The 20071-nt window shown below is 67.5% G+C and carries 21 protein-coding genes; 10 read left to right on the forward strand and 11 right to left on the reverse strand.

Annotation, left to right across the window (positions count from 1 at the left end; genetic code table 11):
• Positions 1-84 precede the first annotated feature (84 nt).
• From EF834_RS12155 to EF834_RS12180, 6 genes are read left to right on the forward strand one after another with little or no spacing between them, the layout of a single operon-like run.
• Complete coding sequence (locus tag EF834_RS12155) at positions 85-1545, forward strand: CCA tRNA nucleotidyltransferase (protein WP_127947489.1); 1461 nt, start codon at positions 85-87, stop codon at positions 1543-1545.
• Positions 1546-1604: 59 nt separating this feature from the next.
• Positions 1605-2012: a TOBE domain-containing protein gene (locus EF834_RS12160; RefSeq protein ID WP_127947490.1), complete on the forward strand. Its 408-nt coding sequence runs from the start codon at positions 1605-1607 to the stop codon at positions 2010-2012.
• A 2-nt stretch (positions 2013-2014) separates the two neighbouring features.
• On the forward strand, positions 2015-2770 hold the full coding sequence (gene modA / locus EF834_RS12165; RefSeq protein ID WP_127947715.1) for a molybdate ABC transporter substrate-binding protein: 756 nt from the start codon (positions 2015-2017) through the stop codon (positions 2768-2770).
• The gene (locus tag EF834_RS12170) at positions 2767-3573 is read left to right on the forward strand and encodes an ABC transporter permease (protein ID WP_127947491.1); all 807 of its coding nucleotides are present in this window, start codon (positions 2767-2769) and stop codon (positions 3571-3573) included. The genes modA and EF834_RS12170 overlap by 4 nt, the downstream gene beginning before the upstream one ends.
• Positions 3570-4646 carry a sulfate/molybdate ABC transporter ATP-binding protein gene (locus EF834_RS12175; protein WP_127947492.1) on the forward strand — a complete coding sequence of 359 codons (1077 nt, stop codon included), beginning with the start codon at positions 3570-3572 and terminating at the stop codon, positions 4644-4646. Before EF834_RS12170 ends, EF834_RS12175 begins: the two co-directional genes overlap by 4 nt.
• A 20-nt stretch (positions 4647-4666) precedes the next feature.
• Positions 4667-5209 carry a hypothetical protein gene (locus EF834_RS12180; RefSeq protein ID WP_235871147.1) on the forward strand — a complete coding sequence of 181 codons (543 nt, stop codon included), beginning with the start codon at positions 4667-4669 and terminating at the stop codon, positions 5207-5209.
• A 7-nt stretch (positions 5210-5216) separates the two neighbouring features.
• Here the strand turns inward: EF834_RS12180 and EF834_RS12185 are convergent, their stop codons facing one another.
• Together EF834_RS12185 and EF834_RS12190 are read right to left on the reverse strand one after the other, a co-directional pair.
• Positions 5217-6518 (reverse strand): MFS transporter, encoded by a 1302-nt coding sequence (locus EF834_RS12185; RefSeq protein ID WP_127947493.1) that lies wholly within the window; start codon positions 6516-6518, stop codon positions 5217-5219.
• Positions 6519-6527: 9 nt separating this feature from the next.
• Positions 6528-7475 carry an NAD-dependent epimerase/dehydratase family protein gene (locus EF834_RS12190; RefSeq protein WP_127947494.1) on the reverse strand — a complete coding sequence of 316 codons (948 nt, stop codon included), beginning with the start codon at positions 7473-7475 and terminating at the stop codon, positions 6528-6530.
• A 140-nt stretch (positions 7476-7615) separates the two neighbouring features.
• Between EF834_RS12190 and EF834_RS12195 the strand changes: the two genes are divergently transcribed.
• The 3 genes from EF834_RS12195 (at position 7616) to EF834_RS12205 (ending at position 9376) form a co-directional block, all read left to right on the forward strand.
• Entirely contained in the window at positions 7616-8308 is a 693-nt protein-coding gene (locus EF834_RS12195; RefSeq protein ID WP_127947495.1) for a TetR/AcrR family transcriptional regulator, read from the forward strand.
• Between the two features lie 168 nt (positions 8309-8476).
• Positions 8477-8713 (forward strand): YgaP family membrane protein, encoded by a 237-nt coding sequence (locus tag EF834_RS12200; RefSeq protein WP_127947496.1) that lies wholly within the window; start codon positions 8477-8479, stop codon positions 8711-8713.
• 57 nt (positions 8714-8770) lie between these two features.
• Positions 8771-9376, forward strand: coding sequence for a YqgE/AlgH family protein (locus EF834_RS12205; protein ID WP_127947497.1), 606 nt, complete (start codon positions 8771-8773; stop codon positions 9374-9376).
• Positions 9377-9380: 4 nt separating this feature from the next.
• Here the strand turns inward: EF834_RS12205 and EF834_RS12210 are convergent, their stop codons facing one another.
• The 5 genes from EF834_RS12210 to EF834_RS12230 all read right to left on the reverse strand — a co-directional run bounded on the left by EF834_RS12210 (position 9381) and on the right by EF834_RS12230 (position 13774).
• Entirely contained in the window at positions 9381-9698 is a 318-nt protein-coding gene (locus EF834_RS12210; protein ID WP_127947498.1) for a DUF6191 domain-containing protein, read from the reverse strand.
• A 90-nt stretch (positions 9699-9788) separates the two neighbouring features.
• Positions 9789-11177: a glutamate decarboxylase gene (locus EF834_RS12215; protein ID WP_127947499.1), complete on the reverse strand. Its 1389-nt coding sequence runs from the start codon at positions 11175-11177 to the stop codon at positions 9789-9791.
• 121 nt (positions 11178-11298) lie between these two features.
• Positions 11299-12285, reverse strand: a complete 987-nt coding sequence (locus EF834_RS12220) for a bile acid:sodium symporter family protein (RefSeq protein ID WP_127947500.1) — start codon at positions 12283-12285, stop codon at positions 11299-11301.
• A gap of 77 nt (positions 12286-12362) precedes the next feature.
• Positions 12363-13343 (reverse strand): DUF1648 domain-containing protein, encoded by a 981-nt coding sequence (locus tag EF834_RS12225; RefSeq protein WP_127947501.1) that lies wholly within the window; start codon positions 13341-13343, stop codon positions 12363-12365.
• Positions 13344-13375: 32 nt separating this feature from the next.
• The gene (locus EF834_RS12230; protein ID WP_127947502.1) at positions 13376-13774 is read right to left on the reverse strand and encodes an SdpI family protein; all 399 of its coding nucleotides are present in this window, start codon (positions 13772-13774) and stop codon (positions 13376-13378) included.
• A gap of 103 nt (positions 13775-13877) precedes the next feature.
• On the opposite strand from EF834_RS12230, the gene leuS reads away from it, so the two are divergent.
• Positions 13878-16781, forward strand: coding sequence for a leucine--tRNA ligase (gene leuS / locus EF834_RS12235; RefSeq protein ID WP_127947503.1), 2904 nt, complete (start codon positions 13878-13880; stop codon positions 16779-16781).
• An 82-nt stretch (positions 16782-16863) separates the two neighbouring features.
• Here the strand turns inward: leuS and EF834_RS12240 are convergent, their stop codons facing one another.
• The 4 genes from EF834_RS12240 to EF834_RS12255 all read right to left on the reverse strand — a co-directional run bounded on the left by EF834_RS12240 (position 16864) and on the right by EF834_RS12255 (position 19985).
• Positions 16864-18330, reverse strand: a complete 1467-nt coding sequence (locus tag EF834_RS12240; protein ID WP_127947504.1) for a lipase family protein — start codon at positions 18328-18330, stop codon at positions 16864-16866.
• 146 nt (positions 18331-18476) lie between these two features.
• A complete protein-coding gene (locus EF834_RS12245; protein WP_127947505.1) occupies positions 18477-19166 on the reverse strand; it encodes an SDR family oxidoreductase in 690 nt (229 codons plus the stop codon).
• A 63-nt stretch (positions 19167-19229) separates the two neighbouring features.
• On the reverse strand, positions 19230-19502 hold the full coding sequence (locus tag EF834_RS12250) for a hypothetical protein (RefSeq protein WP_127947506.1): 273 nt from the start codon (positions 19500-19502) through the stop codon (positions 19230-19232).
• A 210-nt stretch (positions 19503-19712) separates the two neighbouring features.
• Positions 19713-19985 carry a hypothetical protein gene (locus EF834_RS12255; RefSeq protein ID WP_127947507.1) on the reverse strand — a complete coding sequence of 91 codons (273 nt, stop codon included), beginning with the start codon at positions 19983-19985 and terminating at the stop codon, positions 19713-19715.
• Positions 19986-20071 lie beyond the last annotated feature (86 nt).

A 20071-nucleotide genomic window follows, 5' to 3' on the forward strand; every position in this document is an offset into this window, starting at 1 on the left:
ACTCCAGGGTGGCCGTGGTGTCGCCGCATCGCCGCCGTGTACGCGGCGTTCCGGCATTTGGCGGCCTCGGTAAGGTCTGCTGACGTGAACGCCCCCACTCCCGACGCCGAACGGCGTGCCCGACTGCTCCGCGGTGCGCATCAGACCCTGCGCACCCTGTCGGACGTGCTGGCCCCGCTCGGGGCACGGTTCGCCGAGGCCGGACACGAGCTGTACCTGGTGGGCGGCAGTGTGCGCGACGCCATCTTGGGGCGCCTCGGCACCGACCTGGATTTCACCACCGACGCTCACCCCGAGCAGGTGCAGGAGATCTTGCGGGGGTGGGCCGACAACCAATGGGACACCGGCATCGCATTCGGGACCGTCAGTGCCACCAAGGGCGACGATCAGCTCGAAATCACCACGTATCGCACCGACACCTACGACGGGGTCACCCGAAACCCGGAGGTGCAGTACGGCACGACGCTCGACGAGGATCTGGTCCGCCGCGACTTCACCGTCAACGCGATGGCCGTGCGGATCGACCCGCAGGGCACCTTCGAGTTCGTCGACCCGCTCGGCGGCATCGACGCGCTGCTCGCCGGGGTGCTGGACACTCCCGTGGCGCCGGAGATCTCGTTCAACGACGACCCGCTGCGGATGCTGCGGGCCTGCCGGTTCGTCTCGCAGCTCGGGTTCACGCTCGCGCCGCGGGTGCGTGAGGCGATCGTCGACATGGCCGGGCAGATCGAGCGGATCACCGCGGAGCGCGTTCGCGCCGAACTCGACAAGCTGATCCTCGGGGAGTATCCGATCGACGGCGTCAACGTCATGTGCGAGACCGGGCTCGCGGACCGGGTGATCCCCGAGATCCCCGCCATGAAACTCGAAATCGACGAGCACCACCAGCACAAGGACGTGTACTGGCATTCGCTGACCGTTCTCCGGCAGGCGATCGATCTCGAGGACGGCGATCCGGATCTGGTACTGCGCTGGGCTGCATTGCTGCACGACGTCGGCAAGCCCGATACCAAGCGCAACGAGCCGGGTGGCGGCGTCAGCTTCCATCACCACGAGGTGGTGGGCGCCAAGCTCGTCCGCAAGCGGATGCGGGCTCTGAAGTACTCCAAGCAGATGGTCGACGACGTCGGTCAGTTGGTGTTCCTACACCTGCGGTTCCACGGCTACGGCAAGGGCCAGTGGACGGACTCGGCGGTCCGCCGCTACGTCACCGACGCCGGAGACCTGCTGCCCCGGCTGCACAAGCTGGTTCGCGCGGACTGCACCACTCGCAACAAGCGACGGGCGGCAGCGCTGCAAGCCACCTACGACGACCTCGAGGCACGGATCGCTCGGATCGCCGAGCAGGAGGATCTGGCGCGGGTGCGCCCGGACCTCGACGGAAACGCAATCATGGATTTGCTCGGCATCCCGGCTGGACCGCAGGTCGGTGAGGCGTGGAAGCACCTCAAGGAGCTGCGTCTGGATCGCGGTCCCCTGAGCCGGGAGGAGGCCGAGGCGGAACTGATGAAGTGGTGGGCGGAGCGCAAGGAGTCGCCGAAGTAGCCGCAAACGCGGACAATTGTTATTGAGCTGTCCGCATCTACGGAGATAGACTCGGCCGCATGCCCGACGTTCGGATCCGCGATGCGGCCCAGCTGCTCGGCGTCAGCGATGACACCGTCCGGCGGTGGGTCGATGCCGGCACCCTCGCCTCCCACAAGGACGACGCTGGACGCATGGTCGTCGACGGCAAGCAGCTCGCCGAATTCGCGCGTGCCAACGCCGCGCCCGGGCCGGAGAACCCACTCGGAGTGGGCAGTTCGGCGCGCAACCGCTTCGTCGGCCTGGTCACACGGGTGCGCATCGACGGCGTGATGGCGGAGGTCGAGATGCAGTGTGGGCCGTTCACTGTCGTCTCGCTCATGAGTGCCGAGTCGGCAGAGGCGTTGAAGCTCGAGCCGGGCAGCGTGGCTGTGGCCGTGGTGAAGGCGACAACCGTCATCGTCGAGACGCCTGGGTCACCGGCGTGAGACTGCGGCACGTGGTGGCCGTCGGTATCGCCGTGACAATACTGGCGGGCTGCAGCAGCGCGATCGACGCCGACACCGCGAACGGGCAATCGATCACCGTTCTTGCCGCGGCGTCGCTGCGTTCGACGTTCACCGAGGTGGGCCAACTCTTCGAGGCACAGCATCCCGGGACTCGGGTCGTGTTCAACTTCGCCGGATCGTCCGATCTGTCCACCCAACTTGACCAGGGCGCTCCGGGAGACGTTTTCGCATCGGCCGACACGGCGAACATGACCAAGGCGACCGGCGCCGGGCTGACGGCGACCGAACCGGTGAACTTCGCCACCAACGTGCTGACAATCGCCGTCCCGCCGGGCAATCCGGCCAACATCGACTCGTTCGCCGACCTCACCCGGCCGGAGGTGAAGGCGGTGGTCTGCGCGCCGCAGGTGCCGTGCGGTACCGCGACCCGACGGATCGAGGACGCCACCGGAATCCACCTCACGCCCGTCAGCGAAGAGTCCTCGGTGACCGACGTCCTGGGGAAGGTCGTCACCGGTCAGGCCGATGCCGGTCTGGTGTACGTGACCGATGCCGCGGCCGCACGCGACAGGGTCGCCACCGTTCCGTTCCCTGAGGCGGCGACCGTCATCAACACCTACCCCATCGCGGTGTTGCGGAAGTCCGGGAATCCTGACACGGCAGAGAGTTTCGTCGCCTTCGTGCTCGGTCCGGAAGGACGACGAATCCTGTCCGACGCAGGGTTCGGGGCGCCGTGACCGCTAGGCCGACGGCCCGGATCCCGGCCGGACTGCCGGCCTGGATCTTCGTCCCCGCGGCCGTGGGCAGCCTACTGGTGGTGCTCCCGCTCGTCGCGATGCTCCTCGAGGTGGACTGGACCCACTTCCTCCAGCTCGTGACGTCCGAATCCTCTTTGGATGCATTGGCGTTGAGCGTCAGAACTGCGTCGGCAAGCACACTTCTGTGCGTCCTGCTCGGGGTTCCTATGGCATTGGTGTCGGCGCGCTGCCGCTTTCCCGGTCTCGCGGCGCTGCGTGCGCTGGTGCTGTTGCCGCTGGTGTTGCCCCCCGTCGTCGGCGGACTCGCGCTGCTCTACACCTTCGGCCGACAGGGGTTGATCGGTCGGCACCTCGAGGTCGCGGGCATCCAGATCGCGTTCTCCACCACAGCGGTGGTGCTGGCCCAGACGTTCGTGGCCCTTCCGTTCCTCGTGATCAGCCTCGAGGGGGCCCTGCGTACCGCCGGACGCCGGTACGAGGCCGTCGCCGCGACACTCGGGGCCCGTCCGACGACAGTGCTGAGAAGGGTCACGGTGCCACTGGTCCTGCCCGGCCTCGTGTCCGGCGCGGTGCTCGCGTTCGCCCGTGCGCTTGGGGAATTCGGTGCCACACTCACGTTCGCCGGCAGCCTACAGGGGGTGACCCGGACGCTGCCGCTGGAGATCTACCTCCAGCGGGAGACGGATCCGGACGCCGCCGTGGCGCTGTCGCTGTTGCTGGTCCTTGTCGCCGTCGCGATCGTCCTCGGCGCCCGCACCCGACGCGCGGCAGGCGCGCTGTGAACGGGCTCACGGTACGGGCGAGAGTCGCGTCGAGGGGCCTCGACGTCGAACTCGCGGTCGCGTCGGGTGAGGTTCTCGCGGTCCTCGGGCCCAACGGGGCCGGAAAGTCGACGCTCCTCGATGTCGTCGCCGGTCTGTTGCGCCCCGACGACGGACGTGTCGTGCTCGGCGAGCGCGTTCTCACCGACACCGCGACAGATGTTGCGGTGCAGCCGCATCAGCGGTCGGTCGGGCTGCTCGCTCAGGAACCGCTGCTGTTCCCGCACCTGACGGTTCGGGAGAACGTGGCCTTCGCGCCACGCAGCGCCGGACGGGGTCGGCACGAGTCCCACGCGGCGGCGACACGGTGGCTCGACGAGGTCGACATGGCCGGCTCCGCGGATCGCCGTCCCCGTAAGCTGTCCGGTGGTCAGGCGCAGCGGGTGGCGGTGGCCCGCGCCCTGGCCGCTGAACCCGGTCTGCTCCTGCTGGACGAGCCGATGGCTGCGCTCGACGTCGGAGCCGCGCCGGCTGTCCGAACGCTCCTGCGCCGAGTGCTGCGGACCGGTGAGCGGACCGCGATCCTGGTGACTCACGATGTGCTGGATGCACTTTCGCTCGCCGACCGCGCCGTGGTGATCGACCGCGGGAGGATCGTCGAGGAAGGCCCGGTCGAGCGGGTGCTGACGCGTCCGCGCAGTACCTTCGCGGCGCGGATCGCGGGCATCAACCTGCTCTCGGGCAAGGTCGGCACCGACGGGTTGGAGACCGTCGCGGGCCTCGTCCACGGCACCGCCGAGGACGCGTGTGCGCCTGGTGACGGTGCGGTCGCTGTCTTCGGCCCGACCGCGGTGGCGGTCCACCGCGTCCATCCGGAAGGCAGTCCTCGCAACGTGTTCCGTGTTCGGATCACCGAGATCACCGGCGTCGGCGGGCACACGATACGTGTCCGCGCCGAGGACCACGCCGACGGCTCGCCCGGCCTGATCGCCGACGTCACCGCCGGCGCGGTCGCCGAACTCGATCTCGCCGCCGGCGACGACGTGTGGTTCGCCGTCAAGGCCACCGAGGTGGCGGTGTACCCGAACGCCTGAGCGGGTGCGGGAACCGATTGATGTCGCCCGACGTCCATCCAGGTATGGGAGCACTCGAGTACTGGTTTGGCACCGGCGACGGCGAGCTGAGTACGTGGACCTCGGCCGCGGATCTGGACCTCGACGGTGACGGTGTGTTCGACGCGGTGCGCCTGGACTTCGACGGCGACGGTCTGCGCGACGACGCCATGTGGGATGTCGACGGAGACTCGGTGGTCGACAGAGCGGTCTTGGACGCCGGGCAGTCGTCGGCCCGTTACTTCGCCGACCCGGCGCACGACGGTGTGTGGGCTCAGGAGGTCTCGCGTGAGTCGGCCTCCCCACCCCCGCCACCCCCGTCGCCGTGGCGGGCGGTCGACTTCGACGGCGACGGTCTGTCGGATGATGCCGTCGCCGACTTCGACGGTGACGGCACACTCGACGTGGTGCTGACCTCGACTCGAGGTGGTGGTGGCTACGACACGGTGCTGGTGGCTGAGGAGGACCCTGGTCGACTGTCGGTGCGGCTCGGTGACACCGACGCCGATGGACGTCTCGACACTGTGTGGCGGGTCGGGACGTGACCGATCACTAGGCGGTGCGCCGTGAGTTGATCCCGACCGCGATCAGGGCGAGGGCGTAGGTTCCGGCGCCGACTAAGACCAGGCCGAGAGAGCGCCCGTCCGGTGCGACGACCGTCGCGGCGGCGGCGAGTGCAGCACAGAAGGCGGCGTTGAAGACGGTGTCCTGCAGTGCGAACACCTGCCCGCGGCGACCGTCGTCGATCTCGATCTGCATCGCCGCGTCACCCGTGAGCTTGATCGTCTGGCCGGCGAATCCGAGCAGCAACGCGCCGGCGAGCAGCAGTGGCTGCGACAGCGACGCGACGAGCGTCGCCTGTACGAGTGTTGCGAAGACGAGGGCGAGGGTCACGGTGCGCGGGCGTCCCAGGCGAGGAATCAACCACGGTGTGGCGAGCGCGGCGAGCAGCATCCCGGCGGCGGTGGCACCCACCGCGACACCGAAGCCGGCCAGACCGCCGGGCAGTGCACCGCCGGCCGCCGGGTGCCGCAGGATGAGCACCATCAGAAGCGTGTTGATCCCGAAGACGATGCGGTGGGAGCCGATTCCGATCATCGCCGTCGTCACACCGGGCGCCTGCCAGACGGCTGTCGCGCCGATGCGCAGACCCGACAGCACCGCGGCGGCGACGCCGCGCATTCTCGGTGTTTCAGTGCCCGGTTCGGCCGGTCCGAGGGCGTTGGGCGCGAAACCGCTGACGGCCCACGCCGCGATCACTGATCCGGTGGCCCCGACGGCTACCGCGATGCCGGAGCCCAGATCCCCTTCACCCACCACGCCGATGATGGTCAGGGCGGTACCGGCGCCGAGGGCCGAGAAAACCGATCCCACGGTTGCAAGCACAGAGTTGGTTGGTACCAGCCAACTCTGGCGTACCACGTGGGGCAGCGACGCGGATGCGCCCGCGAGCACGAAGCGGCTCACACCGATCGCGGCGAGGGCCAGAACGAGCAGGGGCGTCTCCCCCGCTCCGGCGATCAGCAGGGCTGCGATGATGAGGATGAGACTGCCGCGCAACAGGTTCGCCCAGAGCAGGACCGTACGGCGATCCCAGCGGTCGAGCAGGGCGCCCGCGAACGGGCCGATCACGGAGTACGGCAGGAGCAGCACCGCGAATCCGGCCGCGATCGCCAGCGGTTCGGTCTCGCGTTCCGGATTGAACAGGATGGCGCCGCCGAGGGCGGCCTGGAACAGCCCGTCACCGTACTGGCTCGCGAACCGGACCGTCGTCAGACGCGCGAGTCCCGGCGAGTGGCGCAGCGTCGTGACGGCGATCGTCCACGATTGCCGAATCGAAGTCCGTCTGCGCACACGGTGACCCTATCGGGCAGTTGTCGCCGCCAGGTCGTTCTCCCACCACCGGACGGTCTGCACGGCCGCCTCGTCGAGCGGGGTCGGTGCGAGTCCGAGTAGCTGCTCGCTGCGGCTCGAATCCATGACGTACGGGGCCTCGAACTGGTAGAGCATCTCGGCCAGCTCCCGCGTGGGGCGGTGCACCGAACCGATCGCGCGCAGCAGCATGCTCGGCAGCGTTCCCACCTTCGGGGCGCGCACGTGCGCGGCGGAAGCGAAGGCCTCGACCATCTGGCGCTGGGTCACCGCGGGAGCGGTGGGGGCGTGCAGCACTGTGTTCCACAGCCGCTGGTCCTGCGCCGCCGCGATCATCGCCTTGGCCAGATCCGGCACGTAGGTGAACGAGTGCACCACGTCGGGGCGTCCCATCACCCGGATGGTCTTCCCGTTCAGGACCGCCGGAACCATCCGCTCCCCTGCGTGCGCGTCCCGGACCCGTGGCCCGAAGAAGTCGGCCGCCACCACGCTCACGGTGGGCACCCGGTGCGCGGCGCGGGCCGCGAGTAGTCGGGCACGGACACCGAGCTTGCCGGCCGTCGCGTCGCGGGGGTTGTCCTCGGTCATCGGGCCGTCGGGACGCCCGTACGCGTACAGGCTCTCGGGGAACACCACGACGGCGCCGATCCGCTGGGCGGCGTCCATCACCACCCGCTCGGCGACGGGAAGTTCGCGTTCCCACGCGCGAGCGTCGTACTCGGAGCCGTGGATGCAGTGGAAGACCGCGGCGGCCCCGTCGAGCGCGGGCCCGAGGGCGGTGGGATCGGAGACGTCCACCTTGCGGCGTTCGATCCGCGGATGCACCGGCCCGCTGCCGGAGCGGGTCAGCACCAGAACGTCGTGGCCGGCATCGGCCAGCTGCTCTGCGACAGTCCAGCCGACGGGTCCTGCTCCGGTCACTACCTGCAGATTCGACATGACGGGCTCACCTTCTCGAGGGGATTTCCAGAAACGAGAGCGCTGCTCTCGTTTTCAGCATGTGTCACCCGCGCATGCTTTGTCAAGAGCACTGCTCTCTTTCGTTGACAGTGCTCTCGCGTGTCCGGCAGGGTGGAACCATGACATGCACGCCACGCGAACGCGCGCGTGAGCAGACCCTGGCTGAGATCACCCGCATCGGACGCGAGCATTTGGTCGCCCACGGTGCCGCGGCCCTGTCGCTGCGGGCGGTCGCGCGGGATCTCGGGGTCGTGTCCTCTGCGGTGTACCGGTACGTCGCGAGCCGGGACGAGTTGCTCACGCTGCTGGTCGTCGACGGCTACAACGAACTCGCTGCGGAGGTAGAGGTCGCTGTCGACGCACTGCCCGAGGCGGACCATCGCGGGCGACTGCATGCCCTTGCCCGCGCGGTCCGTGTGTGGGCGGTGCGCGAACCGGCCCGGTATGCGCTGCTGTACGGCAGTCCGATCCCCGGTTACCACGCCCCGGCAGAACGCACGACAGGCCCGGGCACCCGGGTCATCGCCGCGTTGGTGACCATCATCGAGTCTGCGTACCGGGCCGGTGCGATCGAGGTGCCGGAGGCCGAGTGCGAGCCGGGCCTGGCCGTGGATCTGGGGCGGATCCGCAGCGAGATGGGATCGACCTTGCCGAACGAGGTCCTCGTCCGCGGAGTGATGGTGTGGAGCGCGCTGTTCGGGGTGGTGAGTTCCGAGGTGTTCGAGCAGTTCGGCGGCGACACCTTCACAGAGCCGGCGGTGCTGTTCGAGCATCATCTCGCGGTCCTCGACCGGATCCTAGGCCTGGTTTAGCGCGCCGGACGTGGTCGACGACACGTCGACTAAATACCCCCCCGGGTATACAGTTCAGATCGTGCCGGCCCGACGGTCCGGACGCACCGCCGCCCGCAGAGCGTCCGGCACCGACGCGGGCACGGGACACCGCCCCTCGACACCACGTATCGCAAGGAGATCCCCGCCGTGGCACTACCGAAGCATTCCGGCTGGTCCATCGAGCGCATCGTGCCGCTGCTCGGTGGTTCGGTGGCGGGCGCGAGCCTGCTGCTCGGCCGCAACCGCTCGCCCAAGTGGCGCGGGCTGACCGCATTCGTGTCGGCAAACCTGGTCCTGTACGGAGTCGCCGGTTGGTGCCCGATGAGCCTGTTCCTGCAGAAGCTGGGCGTACCCCGTACGGCCGCCTGCCCGGTGAAGGCGTGAGCCATCGGACGCGATTCCCATCTCCCGGTGGGGCGTTGTCGATGAGATGATGACCCAGTGGCGCACTCGGAGGAACCTGAGGACCGAACGGCGTCGGCACAGCCTGTGGTACGACCGGGCAGCTTGCTGGTGTCGTCGACGGACCTGTTCGAGCCGACATTCCGTCGGACCGTCGTGTACATGATCGAACACAACGACGCCGGCAGCCTCGGTGTCGTCATCAACCGCCGCAGCGATACCGCGGTGCAGGAGGTGCTGCCGCAGTGGGCCGACCTCGCCGCCGATCCCAAGGCGATCTACGTCGGCGGTCCGGTCACCCGTGACGCCGCCCTGTGCCTGGCGACGCTGCGGGCCGGTGCCGACGTCACCGATGTTCCCGGCCTGCGCCGCATCGACGGGCGGGTGGTGATCGTCGACCTCGACGGGGACCCCGAGCAGATCGCCCCGGTCATCGACGGGCTGCGGGTCTTCGCCGGTTACGCGGGTTGGACTTTCGGTCAGCTCGATTCCGAGCTCGAGAACGACGACTGGATCGTGTTGTCGGCCTTGGCCTCCGACATCGTCAGTCCACCCCGCGTGGACGTGTGGGGTCAGGTGCTGCGCCGGCAGCCCATGCCGCTCGCGCTGCTCGCGACGCACCCCGTCGACATCGACCTGAACTGACGGCTCAGTTCATGGAAGAACGAGGGTCATCTGAACTTTTCTCCCAGTTGCGCATCTCGAGAAATACAGTGGGAGAGTCGAGATCAAGTTCGTCTCCTGTTGCGGAATCCACACGGGTCACACTCTTGCTTTCCCGTTCTTCTACGACGTTGTGTGCTGAAGGAGAGAACAGGGTGTTCATGTACTCGAGCGCCCCCGACGAGCCGCCAGTCCCCTTCTTCTTTCGCCAATAGATCCACCCATGACGCTCCGCCCACAAACCCAACTGGTCAAGAAGAATCGCCCCGGCCAATACAGCGACTACGAAGATCACTACACCCATTTCATCCCACCCTCCCCGAACTGGTGCAATGCCGCAGCTTCATCGTCCACGAACCTTGTTGTAACCGTCCAGGATTACCACCCGGCTGGGTCAGTGCGCGAAGTGTCGGGCGTCGGGGCGGTCTGCGGCGCCTCGACGCAGGTAGCCGCAGACCGCGATGATGTCGTCGAAGAGCAGACGGGCGAGGTCGGCGTTGAAGCCCTCGCGGACGACGATGCGCAGTACCGCTACTTCCGTGGCCTCGGCGGGCATTGTGTAGGCGGGGACCTGCCAGCCGCGGGAACGCAGCTCGTGGGAGATGTCGAAGACGGTGAAGCCCAGCTCCTCGGCGAGTTCGAATGCGATGACCGGGATCGCCGAGCCACCGCTGATGACGCGGAAGTCGCCTGCCTCGGAGAGCCTGTCGCTCAACCACATTGCGGTGCCACGCAGAGCCCTCATGATGCGCTGATATCCGGCGTGGCCCAGCCGCAGGAAGTTGTAGTACTGCCCCACGATCTGGCTTCCCGGGCGCGAGAAGTTGAGAGTGAATGTCGGCATGTCGCCGCCCAGATAGTTGACCCGGAACACCAGTTCCTCGGGAAGTTGTTCGGAATCACGCCAAACGACGAACCCGATGCCCGGATAGGTCAGCCCGTACTTGTGGCCGCTCACGTTGATCGAGACGACACGTGGAAGCCTGAAGTCCCACAACAGATCCGGATTCAAGAATGGGACCACGAATCCACCGCTGGCGGCGTCCACGTGAACCGGGATGTCGGGACCGCCACCCGCTGCGAGTTCGTCGAGAGCGAGGGCGATCTCCTCGACCGGTTCGAGTTCGCCGGTGTAGGTGGTTCCGAGAATTGCGACCACGCCGATGGTGTTCTCGTCGACCGCCGCCGACACCTGTTCGGGCGTGATCACATATCGGCCCGGTTCCATCGGCAGGTATACGGGTTGAACGTCGAAGTAGCGGCAGAACTTCTCCCAGACCACCTGAACGTTGCTGCCCATCACCAGTTTCGGCTTGGACGCGTCCTGTCCGGCGCCCTCGCGTACCTCCCGCCAGCGCCACTTCATCGCCAGCCCGGCGAGCATCACCGCCTCGCTCGAGCCGATGGTCGAGACGCCGGTCGCTGCCTCCGGATCGGTGTCCGACAGTCCCGGCGCGTTGAACAGCGCGGCGACCATGTTGACGCAACGCTGTTCGATCGCCGACGTCGCCGGGTACTCGTCCTTGTCGATCAGATTCTTGTCGAACGTCTCCGCCATCAGGGCGGTGGCCTCGGGGTCCATCCAGGTCGTCACGAATGTCGCGAGGTTGAGCCGCGAACTGCCGTCGAGCATCAGTTCGTCGTGGATGAATCGATGGGCGGCCCTTGGGTCCATCGATTCGTGGGGCAGGCGAAGCGCGGGAACCGGGTTCGTCTCCAGTCGGCCCGTATAGGCGGGCGCGAGGACGTCCTGGGGCTCGTGATGGTGATGGTTACCGCTCATGTTCGCCTCCGATACACAGCTGCCTGGGACCATCCGAACAGCGCGCGCCTGAACAGCGGAGGCGCGCCCGCACTCATTGAACCGCAGCCATTGCGCAGGCGGGGGTGAACTCACGGTTCGGTCAGGAGGCAATGGCCTCGGGATCGGCGCGCTTGGCGATGCGCTGCGCGATCGCAGCGCACACGATCAATTGGATCTGGTGGAAGATCATCAGTGGTAGCACTATCAGACCGATGGGCTGCCCCGCGAACAGCACCGACGCCATCGGCAGGCCCGTCGCCAGACTCTTCTTGGAGCCGCAGAAGATGATCACGGTGCGGTCCGGCAGGGAGAATCCGAGCTTTGCGCCGGCGAAGGCGGTAATCCCGAGCACCGCCGCGAGTATGAACACACATACCGCCACCACCGCAACGATCTCGATAGCGGTCACGGTGCTCCAGACGTCGTCCGCCATCGACACGCTGAACGCCGAGAACACCACGAGCAGGATCGAGCCGCGGTCGACGAACTTGGTCGGCTCCGCGTACCTCATGAGCCAGTCGATGACGAGCGGCCGGATGAGCTGTCCGACCATGAACGGCACCAGCAACTGCAGCACGATGTCGATCACCGAGGAGGGATCGACGGTGGCCTGACCGGTCGTGCTCATCAACAGGATCACCAGCAGCGGGGTGATGAAGACCCCCAGAAGGTTGGACAGTGACGCGCTCACGATTGCGCCCGCGACGTTGCCGCGTGCGATCGAGGTGAACGCGATCGACGACTGGACCGTCGACGGCACCAGGCACAGGTAGAGGACGCCGGTGTACAACTCGTCGCTGATCACGGTCGGCGCCAGGATCCGCAGCGCCAGGCCGATGAGCGGGAACAGCACGAAGGTCGAGGCGAGCACCACCGAGTGCAGGCGCCAGTGCTTGAGACCGTGCAGCGCCTCGGTGGGGGACAGTCGCGCGCCGTAGAGCAGGAAAAGGAGCCCGATCGCGATCTTGGTGGCCCAGTCGAGCACCGTCTGGCCGGTGCCGGAGACAGGGAACAGGCTCCCGAGGATCGCGACGGCGGCGATCGAGAGGATGAATCCGTCGATGTAGAGCCTGTTCAGAAACTTCACCGCTAAACGGTATCCGACCAGGCTCGCAGCACGGCTCCGTACGGCGTCCGGGCCGTCGGGCGGCCGCGTGGCGGCGGTCAGGACCGGGTCAGGCGCTGGTCCGCGAGGGTGTTGAGGGCACCGGCGATCTCCTCGGCCCGGGGCGTGGTGACGGTGAGTCGATCGCCGCACGCGAAGGTGATCACGACCGCCGGTCCCGTGCGGGTGACGACGCCCTGGTCGCCGCGCCCCTTCGACTTGAGGCCCCAGCCGCCGAAGTCCTGGAAGGGGCGCACGTGCGTGACCTTCGCGCCCAACACCTCGTCGGTGCCGTACTCGATCGCCGACATCCCCATGTTCTGCACGCGGATGCTCTCCGCGTCGACGACCAGGCGGAATTGCAGGATTGTCATCGCGAGCAGCACGAATGGCAGGTACATGCCGAGCGGCCACCACGCGTTCGCCAGCCAGCACACCAGCGCCGCGGGTGCGACGAGGGCCACGCCCGTGGCGGCGAGTTCGCCCGCTCTCATCCCGACCTGGTCGGTAATAGGCATCTCAGGGATGCCACGGGGCAGATCTGCCGCCGGTGCCTCGGTGGCACTGGTACGGACGCGATGGTCGCGCAACAGTGACGCGCCGACCAAGCCGACGACGGCGCCGACAGCCAGGCCGAGGCCGATCGCGCCGACGGGCAGGGGTGTGTCGACCACCGCCACCGCATCGAGCTGCCCGACGGTCGTCGCGACGGCGGCGGCGAGTAGCCCCCCGACGATGGTCAGCCCGAGCAGCAACATGACCCGGCGCATCATCAGCCGGGCCTGGGCGAGCGCGGCGATGGCGCAACAGCCGCCGCCGACGATCAGCACGATCGCCGCGAGGGACCATGCGCTCGTGGTCGGGCTCACGAGGGCTTCCGGCGCGCTACCGGACCAGGGGGTGGCTATCCGTTCGGGCAGCCGGGGTTCGAGGACGTATGTCACTACGACGCCCGCAGCCGCGGCCAGCACCGGAACGACGAGACCGAAGATGGCGCCGGCGTGGTCGACGACACGCGGGCCGGGTGGCGGGGTGGTCACGCTCGCGATTCAACCAGTCAGGACTCAACTGGTCAGGCGGGTTCGCAGGCGCCCTTGAGGCTGCAGGCGCCGCACGAGGTGCCGCAGCCGCTGGTTTCCTCGGGCAGTGCACCGGCGGCGCGCGAGCCGAGGGTGCCACCGACACCGGCGATGAAGAGGGCGGCAAGGACGGAGACGCTCACTGCGGCGATCGGCAGGACGCCGTCGAGCAGGGTGGCCGCGACACCGCCGATCCCCAGGACCACGGCGGACGCCAGTATCGTGGGTGCTGCGACCTTGTTGGCCAGCGCGAACGTCTCGTCGTCGCGGAGCGATTCGGGGGTACGGACCCCGGCCCAGCGGTTGCGACTGAGCCGACCGGTCAGTCCGGCGATGCCCAGCGCGGCGAGGCCGACAGCGGCGAAGAACAGGACGACAGCGACAATGAGCACGCATCCACGATAAGCCCGGTCCGACGGGCATGTGCCCCCGGGGCCGACCAGCCTTTACCCTGGTTGGCGGAATTCCACGTCATCCAAGTAGATAGCGACCACAGTGACCGAGCCAGCTCAGCAAGCCGCATCGACCGACGACTCGACGCCGCAGCACCGCTATACAGCCGAACTCGCCGGCCGTATCGAGCGGCGCTGGCAGGAACTGTGGCGCGAGCGGGGGACGTTCAATGCGCCCAACCCCGTGGGTCCGCTGGCGCCACAGGCGAGCAAGGGGACGGGCGACGCCGTCGATGTGCCCGCCGACAAGCTGTTCGTGCAGGACATGTTCCCGTACCCGTCTGGTGCGGGTCTGCACGTCGGGCACCCGCTCGGCTACATCGGCAGCGATGTGTTCGCGCGCTACCACCGGATGCAGGGCCACAACGTCCTGCACGCCCTCGGCTACGACGCGTTCGGTCTGCCGGCCGAGCAGTACGCGGTGCAGACGGGCACGCATCCGCGGACCACGACAGAAGCCAACATCGCGAACATGCAGCGTCAGCTGCGCCGTCTGGGGCTCGGTCACGACGAGCGTCGCAGCATCGCGACGACGGACGTCGACTTCTACCACTGGACGCAGTGGATCTTCCTGCAGATCTACAACGCCTGGTACGACACCGAGCAGGGCAAGGCGCGCCGCATCCCCGAACTCGAGGCCGAATTCTCCTCGGGTGAACGCACTCTGGACGACGGACGCAGCTGGGAATCGTTGGACGCGGTCGAGCGCAGCAAGGTGCTCGACTCGTACCGCCTTGTCTACCACTCGGATTCGATGGTCAATTGGTGTCCGGGCCTGGGGACCGTGTTGGCCAACGAAGAGGTCACCGCAGACGGCCGCAGCGAGCGCGGGAACTTCCCGGTGTTCCGGAAGCATCTGCAGCAGTGGATGATGCGGATCACCGCTTACGCGGACCGTCTCGTCGACGACCTCGAGCACCTGGACTGGCCAGAGAAGGTCAAGACCATGCAGCGCAACTGGATCGGGCGCTCGTACGGAGCCCAGGTCAAGTTCGCGGTCCGGGGCGAGCAAGGCGACGAGGGCCCGGACACCACCGGCCACGACATCGAGGTGTTCACCACCCGTCCGGACACCCTCTTCGGTGCCACGTACGTGACGCTGGCCCCCGAACACGAGTTGGTGGACCGCCTGGTGGCGGCCGAGTGGCCCGACGGTGTCGACCCACGCTGGACCGGCGGCAAGTCCACCCCGGCCGAGGCCGTCAAGGCGTACCGGGCCTCGATCGCGGCCAAGAGTGACCTCGAACGCCAGGAGAGCAAGGAGAAGACCGGCGTCTTCCTCGGCGCCTACGCCGTGAACCCGGTGAACGGCCACGAACTGCCGGTGTTCATTGCCGATTACGTGCTCACGGGCTACGGCACCGGCGCGATCATGGCCGTCCCGGGCCACGACCAGCGTGACTGGGAGTTCGCGACCGCGTTCGGCCTCGACATCGTCGAGGTGATCAAGGGCGGTGACCTGTCCGAGGCGGCGTTCGCCGGCGACGGACCGCTGGTGAACTCCGACTATCTCAACGGCCGTGGCGTCGCGGACGCCAAGGCGGCCGTCATCGAGCGGCTCGAGGCGGACGGCCTCGGAGTGGGCACCATCCAATACAAGCTGCGCGACTGGCTGTTCGCGCGCCAGCGTTACTGGGGTGAGCCGTTCCCGATCGTGTACGACGACCAGGGTGTAGCGCATCCACTACCGGAATCAGCTCTGCCGGTGGAACTTCCGGAAGTCGAGGATTACGCACCGGTGTCGTTCGACCCGAACGACGCCAGCTCCGAGCCCTCTCCCCCGCTCGCGAAGGCCGCCGAGTGGGTCAATGTCGAGTTGGATCTCGGTGACGGGCTCAAGGCCTACAACCGCGACACCAATGTGATGCCGCAATGGGCGGGTAGCTCGTGGTACCAGCTGCGCTACATCGACCCCACCAACCATGAGCAGTTCGTCGCCCCCGAGAACGAGGCCTACTGGACCGGTCCGCGCCCGGACATCCACGGCCCCAACGATCCCGGTGGCGTCGACCTGTACGTCGGCGGAGTCGAGCACGCGGTGCTGCACCTGCTGTACGCACGGTTCTGGCACAAGGTCCTGTTCGACCTGGGACATGTCAGCTCGAGCGAGCCGTACCGCCGCCTCTACAACCAGGGTTACATCCAGGCGCATGCGTACACCGACGACCGTGGCGTATACGTGCCGGCGGCCGAGGTGACCGAGGACAACGGCAAGTTCTTCTACCAGGGCGCCGAGGTCAAGCGCGAGTACGGGAAGATGGGGAAGAGTCTCAAGAATTCCGTTTCGCCGGACCAGATCTGCGACGAGTACGGTGCCGACACCTTGCGCGTCTACGAGATGGCGATGGGGCCGCTCGACACGTCTCGTCCCTGGGCGACGAAGGACGTCATCGGAGCACACCGCTTCCTGCAGCGCGCCTGGCGCGTCGTCATCGACGAGGAAAGCGGTGACGTGCGGGTCACCGACGCCGAGCCGTCGGAGGACACGCTGCGTGCGCTCAACAAGGCGATCGCCGGCGTCAGTGAGGACTACGCGGCACTGCACGACAACACCGCGGTCGCCAAGCTGATCGAGTACACCAATCACCTCACCAAGGAGTACCCGGCGGGTGCACCGCGCTCGGTGGTGGAACCGCTGGTGCTCATGCTCGGTCCGGTCGCGCCGCACCTCGCGGAGGAACTGTGGTCGCGCCTGGGGCACTCCGAGTCGCTCGCGCACGGCCCGTTCCCGACCGCCGACGAGAAGTGGTTGGTCGAGGACACCGTCGAGTACCCGATCCAGGTCAACGGCAAGGTCCGCAGCCGCATCAATGTCGCGGTCGACGCCGCCCGTGAGGACATCGAGAAGGTCGCTCTGACGGACGAGAAGATCGTCGCGCTGCTCGACGGCAAGGACCCGCGCAGGGTGATCGTCGTTCCCGGCAAGATGGTCAACGTCGTTCTCTGAAGGTAACCGCCGACGAGTTCCGTCACGCGCAGTGTGCGGGTGGCGGAACCCGTCGGCAGTGCACTGTCGGGCGGGAGGCGTTTCAGCAGTCGGATGGTGGGGGTTCTCCGGCAAGCCGGGCGTCGATCCAGTCGAACGCGCCGGGAGTGCCGGTGAACGGGGCAATGATGTGCTCACCGGGTACCTGTTGGTACACAGTGGCGACTCCGTATCCGCACTGCTCGTCGAACAGGTTGCGCGCGCCCAGTGCGGGGACCCAGAACTCCTGCCCGCCGTGGAAGATGTACAACGGGGTGCCGGACTTGAGGTCCGCCATCTTCAGTTTCGCGTAGATATCATGTGCGACAGGAGAATTCAGTGCGTTCGTGACGTTCGCGAGGGCCTCCACCGGGATGAGTAGGATGCCCAGCATGGCGAGATCGCTGATGCACTCGTCCTTCAGGGTTGAGATGAGCAGGCGTTGGCCGAGAGGGTTGATCAGCGGGAGGGTCTCGGGGTGTTCCCGCATGACCCCGAACAATGCGGCGAGAAAGTATCCGGTGGCGAGATTGCCGTTCATGGTGCGCCCGAGCATCTCGAAGTCGGCCGGCAGTCCCCCGATCGCGGCGCCGACGATGTCGTCGGCGAGTTCGGGGGCGTATGAGTCGATCTGCTTGACCGCTCCGTGCGTGGCGATCGAACCTCCCGAGTAGCCGGTCAACGCGAGCTTGCTGTCGCCGAACTCCGCCGGGTACAGGTTTCGCATGCCGCGGATAACGTCGAGGATCGCGCGTCCGGCGACGATTGGTTCCCCGTAGGCCATCCGGGGGCCCTCGTGATCGGTGATGAGCACCGCGTAACCGCGTTGTTCTGCCTGCGTCGTGACCGGACGGAGTCGCTCGTAGGGGTTTGTCGACGGGGTGATGCCGTGCGCGAGGGTGTACGAGGGCGTGCAGGCTCGTCCGAGTCCGTTGATCGGCACGTTGTTCACCACGACGGGCCGGGGACCGGGACCGGGCCACGGAGCGGCGGGGACGACGAGCGTAGCGGTCGCGAACGATGGCTCGTCGGCCGCGTCGGTGGTCCTCACTTTGAACTGTCGGACCTCACGTACCGGTTGACTCAGGAGCTGCCGGGCGACCGGCGTCACGTCGCGGGTCTCGATGACCTCGCCGTTTTCCATCGCGTCCAAGCCGGGCGGGTACTCGTCGAAGAAGGGTTCACCCAGCGGGGAGGGCATCATCTCCGCGCGGAGTGTCTCGAGTCCCGGTGGGTCGAGATCAGGCTCCGAGAACATCGAGCCGACCACGCTCGGCATCCAGGAGCCGAACGGCGACCTGGCGTACGACCCTGTCCCTAGTGAGCCGGTGACGGATGTGGTGCCGTTCGACGCGGTGCCGTCCGAGCCGGTGCCGTCGGTCCAGGACCCGGTGCCGACCGAACCCTGTCCACCGGCGCTGCCGCTCGACTGGGCCGCAGCCGTACCCGTCGAGCCACCCCCGATCATCAAGGTCACCGCGAGCACGGTGACGACCGTTCTGTCCCGGAATCCCCCCCGATGTCCTGGCATGCGCGGCACGCTAGCACCGCCAAGGGGCTGAACAGCGGGCTTAGGCGGATTGTCTGGAGTGTCCGCGAGTCGCGGATCGTGGCCGTCCAGTCACATCCGGCCTGTCACGTCCGGCCAGTCACATCCGGCCAGTCACATCCGGCCAGTCACTTCCGACGAGGTATCGGCCGCAACACGATTTCGGTGGGATGCGCATCAAGAGGCGTTTCGACGGCGCCCCGGACCGCGCGCGCCACTGTCTGCGGAGTGAGGAACCGGTCGGCGTCGTAGTCATCGCCCTCGGTGGCGACGAGCGCGCGCTGCATGTCGGTGTCGATCCGTCCCGGGTGGATCGACGTCACCCGCAGTGTCGGCTCCTCGAGCCGCAGGACGTCACCGAACGCGCGCAAGGCGAACTTGCTCGCCGCATACGCACCCCAGTCTGCGTTGACGCGCAGACCCGAACCGGAGTTGATCAACACCACGTGCCCGTGCGCCGCTCGCAGCGCGGGCAGCAACAGTCGGGTCAGTTCAGCGACGGCGACGACGTTGACCTCGAACATTCGGCGCCAGGTATCGACCGACGTCTCCTCGACGGTCCCCAGTTTGGCAACACCCGCGTTGTGTACCAACACGTCCAGTCGGTCGATCTCGGCGACGGCAGACTCGACGGCCGCGTAGTCGGTGAGGTCGACCGGCCATGGCGCCGCCGCCAGCTCCCCCGCGATCGGTTCGAGTGACTCGGCGCTGCGTCCGCCGAGGATCAATTGATGACTGGGGGCGAGTTCTCGGGCGATGGCGGCGCCCAGGCCGCGGCTTCCACCGGTAACAAGGGCTATCGGACGCTGAGGCGGCATGCCGTCAGCGTAGACCGATGATCTTCCCGCCGGTGTCGCTCGCAGCCGGGGCGCCCGGTTCGCCTACAGCACTATTCCGTCGAGCAGCGGGAAGGCGAAGTCCAGTGCGCCGGCGGCCGGCAGGGAGTCGAACAGCGGAGCCTCCTCCAGGATCAACCCCTCCTCGAGCAGCAAGGCGTCGATTCCGCCACCCCCCAGGGGTTGGGTGTTGGGCATCGAGGGAGTCGATTCGAACTCGGCGGCGGATGCGGTGGCCGCACCACCTACACCGGTCGCCAGGGTGAGGGCGGCGGCGGCCGCGACCACTCGGGCGCTCTTCCTGAACTTCTGCCTCATATTCCTACCTTTCGATTTTTGTCAGCACTGCGTCCGATAGGGGATCAGTCCAACAAGGATCAACTGGTGGCTGGGAGCGAGCTCATGGGCGACCGCGCCCAGGCCGGCTTCCACCGATGGGCAGGAATATCCGACGCTGAGGCGGCACGCCGTCAGCGTAGACCGATGATCAACGCCGGTGTCGCTTTTCGCCTGGGGCGCGTGTTTTGCCTACAGGAGCGGGAAACCGAAGTCGACGCCAACGCCGGGCCCCAAGAACAGCCCGGCACCCTCGTCGAGTATCAGCCCCTCCTCCAGTAGCAGCCCCTCCTCGAGCAGCAAGGCATCTGGTCCGCTTCGCTGCTGGGGTTGGGTGCCAGGCACCGAGGGGGTCGATTCGAACTCGGCGGCGGATGCGGTAGCCGCACCACCTAAACCGGCTCCCAGGGTGAGGGCGGCGGCGACCGCCACCACTCGGGCGCTCTTCCTGAACTTGTGCCTCATGGTCCCTCCCTGCCTTTCGATTCGTCCTGCCTTTCGATTCGTCAGCGCGGGCAACCAAGTCAAATGGTGGGTGGGATGAGTTCGGG

Source organism: Rhodococcus spongiicola (assembly GCF_004011835.1).
Taxonomy (GTDB): Bacteria; Actinomycetota; Actinomycetes; order Mycobacteriales; family Mycobacteriaceae; genus Prescottella; species Prescottella spongiicola.

Coding starts and splice junctions, on each gene's coding strand:
- EF834_RS12160 (WP_127947490.1), top strand. CDS start 1,605: ATGCCCGACGTTCGGATCCGCGATGCGGCCCAGCTGCTCGGCGTCAGC.
- EF834_RS12245 (WP_127947505.1), bottom strand. CDS start 19,166: ATGCCGCCTCAGCGTCCGATAGCCCTTGTTACCGGTGGAAGCCGCGGC.
- EF834_RS12255 (WP_127947507.1), bottom strand. CDS start 19,985: ATGAGGCACAAGTTCAGGAAGAGCGCCCGAGTGGTGGCGGTCGCCGCC.
- EF834_RS12240 (WP_127947504.1), bottom strand. CDS start 18,330: ATGCCAGGACATCGGGGGGGATTCCGGGACAGAACGGTCGTCACCGTG.
- EF834_RS12250 (WP_127947506.1), bottom strand. CDS start 19,502: ATGAGGCAGAAGTTCAGGAAGAGCGCCCGAGTGGTCGCGGCCGCCGCC.
- EF834_RS12190 (WP_127947494.1), bottom strand. CDS start 7,475: ATGTCGAATCTGCAGGTAGTGACCGGAGCAGGACCCGTCGGCTGGACT.
- EF834_RS12210 (WP_127947498.1), bottom strand. CDS start 9,698: ATGGGTGTAGTGATCTTCGTAGTCGCTGTATTGGCCGGGGCGATTCTT.
- EF834_RS12180 (WP_235871147.1), top strand. CDS start 4,667: ATGTCGCCCGACGTCCATCCAGGTATGGGAGCACTCGAGTACTGGTTT.
- EF834_RS12215 (WP_127947499.1), bottom strand. CDS start 11,177: ATGAGCGGTAACCATCACCATCACGAGCCCCAGGACGTCCTCGCGCCC.
- EF834_RS12195 (WP_127947495.1), top strand. CDS start 7,616: ATGACATGCACGCCACGCGAACGCGCGCGTGAGCAGACCCTGGCTGAG.